Annotated in this window: 1 protein-coding gene; it reads right to left on the bottom strand. The window is 68.8% G+C overall.

The window, feature by feature from the left end:
* Positions 1–2,138 (bottom strand): ATP-binding protein (locus tag D7V77_RS41615; RefSeq protein WP_120581682.1); only part of this gene is annotated, 2,138 nt, incomplete at its 3' end.
* Positions 2,139–2,345 lie beyond the last annotated feature (207 nt).

Below are 2,345 nucleotides of genomic sequence, written 5' to 3'. Positions count from 1 at the left end.
GGACGCGTGGGCGGCGCGGGGGTGCCATCCGGCAGCGCGCCCTCCACCTGCTCGGAGGGCAGGGCCGGCAGGCGGATGATGAACGTGGTGCCTTCGCCCACCTTGCTCTGCACGCTGATGCTGCCGCCGTGGTTCTTCACGATGCGCTGGCAGATGGCGAGCCCCAGGCCCGTGCCCTTCTGCTTCGTCGTGAAGAAGGGCACGAAGATGTGCGGCTGTTGATCCGCCGGGATGCCCGGGCCGGTGTCGGAGACGCGCACCTCCACGAACTCGCCGCCCGCGCTGCGCAAGTCGCCGAAGCGCTCCGGCTTCTCCGTGCGCACCGTGATGCGGCCCGGCTGCGGCCCCAGCGCCTGCACCGCGTTCTGCACCAGGTTGATCAGCACCTGCTTGAGCTGCTCCGCGTCGCCTTCCGCGCGCGGCAGCCGCAGGTCCAGCTCCACCGCCAGCTCCGCCGTGGGCGGCATGTCGTTCTGGATGAGCCGCATCGTGCGCGTCACCACCTCGTTGAGGTCGGTGGGGCCGAAGTTCTGCTTCAGCGGGCGCGAGTAATCCAGGAACGCCGTCACCACGCCGTTGAGGCGGTTGACCTCCTCCACGATGACGTCCAGGAACTCGCCGTCCTCGCCCGGCAGCTTCCGCGGGTCCAGGCACTGCGCCGCGCCCTTGATGGCGCCCAGCGGGTTGCGGATTTCATGCGCCAGGCCCGCCGCCATCTCACCCAGCGCCGCCAGGCGGTCGCGCTCTCGGATCTTCTCGTACAGCTTGGAGTTCTCCAGCACCGTCGCCATCCGCTCGGAGACCTCCAGGATGAGCGCGATTTCATCCGACGCGTACGCCTCTGGCACCCGTTCGTCCCACAGGTTCAGGAAGCCGATGACGCGGTCATTGCCCATCAGCGGCACGCTGATGCCGGCCTTCATCTGGAGCAGCGCGGCGCGGGTGTCGTTGAGCCGCTTCAGCTCGTCGCGGAAGCGCTTGCCCTCCACCGCCTGCACCCGCATCACGGAGATGCGCCGCTCGATGTTCTCCAGCAGCACCGCCTTCTGCCCGCTGGCCACCGCGAAGAGCACGCCGCGCGCGGCCGCCGTGTCCAAGAGCGCCACCGGCAGCGGGCCTCGGGAGTCCAGGAGCCGGTAGCCCGGCCGGTCCTCCGCCATCAGGTACACGGACGCGTGCGTCACGCGCCCCGTCTCGTGCAGCGCGTCCAGCACCACGTTCGCCAGTTCGGAGATTTCAATGACGGACGCCATGCGCACGCGCAGGGTGCCCAGCGTGCCGAGCAGCGCGAAGCGCTCGCGGAAGAAGATGCGCACCACCATCTCCTCCACCTTGGTGCGCAGCGGATCCAACAGGATGAGGATGACGAACGCGGCCACCACCGTGTTGAAGACGAAGAGCGACGTGTTCTCGTCCACCCACGCCGTCAGCACCGTGAACACCGACGCCAGGATGACCGCCAGCACCGTCTGCGAGGCGATCTTCCCCAAGAGCTCGTGCAGGTCCATCAGCCGCAGCCGCAACAGCGTCTGCGCGAGGAAGAACAGGTAGAGCGTCGCGAAGACCGGGCCCAGCGTGGGGAACGGGATGTCGTTGCGCGACAGGAAGTCCAGCCCGTTGAACAGCACCGCCGCGCCCGCGCCAATGGCCAGGTACGCCAGCCGGAACTGCTCGATGCGCGACTCCGTCGTGCGCACCCGGTGCACCAGCAAGGACACGGAAGTGAACAGCGTGCCCAGCACCCAGGCGCCCAGCGCCAGCCGGGCCCACCCATTGTCCGCCAGGGGTGTAACGGCGACGGTCAAGCCCAGCACGCCGGACAGGAGGGCGAGCCGCCGGCCGACCTGGTGGGCTCCCTTGCTGACCCCCAGGAACTCGAGGAAGAAGGCGACCGCCGCCCCGGGCACCAGGGAGACGGCGAGCACCGTCGCCCCGAGGGCGATGCGGGACACCCAGGGGTAGTCCTGCGAGGGAAAGATGCTGTGGAAGAAGAGGCTGAGGTAGTACCCAGCGACCGTCAGGGTGAAGACGGAGTAGAGCGTGAGGACCCGGGGTCGTCCGGGGCGCAACAACATGGACACGCCCAGCGCCAGACCGATGATGGAAGCAAGCAGTGCGCTCTGGGTGCGGATATCCATGTGCAGGCGGACAGTCTAACCTCTGTCAGGGGCTGGAAATTTTCCAACCACCCCCAGTTGTCCTCGGGCGTGCCCGAGCGCATCTCCCAGGGTCCCCGAGGCCCCCGCGAATGAAAGTGTCCCTCCAGCATCTCGCCCTCCTCGCCTCCGCGGCCCTGTTGTCCGCGCAGGCTCCCGCCCCCGCGGTCCCCAGCACCGCCCCGGTGG

Source organism: Corallococcus sp. CA041A (genome assembly GCF_003612075.1).
Classification (GTDB): domain Bacteria; phylum Myxococcota; class Myxococcia; order Myxococcales; family Myxococcaceae; genus Corallococcus; species Corallococcus exiguus.
The sequence above is the reverse complement of the archived record's forward strand: the minus strand, read 5'-3'. Positions and strand labels throughout refer to the sequence as shown.